Origin of the sequence: Gilliamella sp. App2-1, assembly GCF_001690255.1 — a bacterium.
GTDB lineage: Bacteria > Pseudomonadota > Gammaproteobacteria > Enterobacterales > Orbaceae > Gilliamella > Gilliamella apicola_G.
In genome coordinates this window covers 1-1130 of record NZ_LZGR01000049.1, presented here as the reverse complement: position 1 = coordinate 1130, position 1130 = coordinate 1, and the positions used below count along the sequence as shown (strand labels likewise).

The following is a 1130-nucleotide window of genomic DNA, read 5'->3' as shown; positions in this document are numbered from 1 at the left end:
TTATATTTCAATAAACTACATTACATTAATAAAAATTATCTGTAAAATTCTTTTAAAAAAATTATCAAATCATCTTTGTTATATGACAAAGTTGATTTTTGTGCAATAAAATCATTTGCACAAATAGAGTGAGGTAATATTTTGTTTTTATTTTTATAATTTAAAATATTATAGTTTGTGTTAGCGAATGCTGAGCGGATGTTAAAATAATAACAAATATCTCGAGCCAATATTGATTTTCCCTCAAGATACATCATCCATGGAACTAAAAATGTGGCTAAATTAATATCATTATTAGATCTAAAGCGATTACCAATAAATTCACTAATATCTTCACCAAAATAAGACCATGCAAAATTAAAATAAGATTTTTTTAATGGTATATAAGTATGAACCAAAGGAATATTTATATCTTTGCCATACTTATTAAATAATAATTGTCTAGAGTTTAAGCATGCTGATAATGTAGGTGTATTGCCTCCCTTGCCAAGCATAACATCTAAGTTTTTTCTATTTAAGAATAAAGATGTTAAATTATTTCCACTCAGAAAATGACATTTAGGTAAATTCCTAGCTACAAAGACATCATCATTAAAATAAATAAAGTTTTCAGATAAATTTGGAATATTATGCAAATGGGCTTCTATAACATGAGAATTAAAAGTAGGAAGATATTTTTTATCAATAATTTGATGATGATCAACAATAATGACTTTATTTGGTAACTCAAATTTTGGAATTTGATTATCTGTAACTAAAAATATATTCCTTACCCATGGCATAAAACGTTCAATACTTTTAATCACATAAAATACTTCACCATGATTTTCAAATCTTGCATTATCTATTGACATGGGGTTAAGTATATTTTTATCTTGTTGTTTTTTAAAGTATTCTAACTTTTTAATCCATTTTGGATCGTGATTATCAACCCAAGTGATAACAACATCAATTGGCTCATTACTTGTATTAATATCAACATTATACAATTTAAAATCATTTTTAATTAATAATTCTTCTTCAAAAAAGTCATGTTGTTGCTCATCAAAAGACAGAGGATACCTTTTGATAAAATAATCCCTAAAAAAGATTCCTGTATTTTTGAAAAATTTAGTAAGTTTACTCATTAT

Annotated in this window: 1 protein-coding gene; it reads right to left on the bottom strand. The window is 24.7% G+C overall.

Annotated elements, in window-relative coordinates; all coding sequences use genetic code 11:
• Window positions 1–35: 35 nt before the first annotated feature.
• Window positions 36–1130, bottom strand: a 1095-nt coding sequence (locus A9G22_RS06830) for a stealth family protein (RefSeq protein ID WP_218058762.1), incomplete at its 5' end; no start/stop codon positions are given.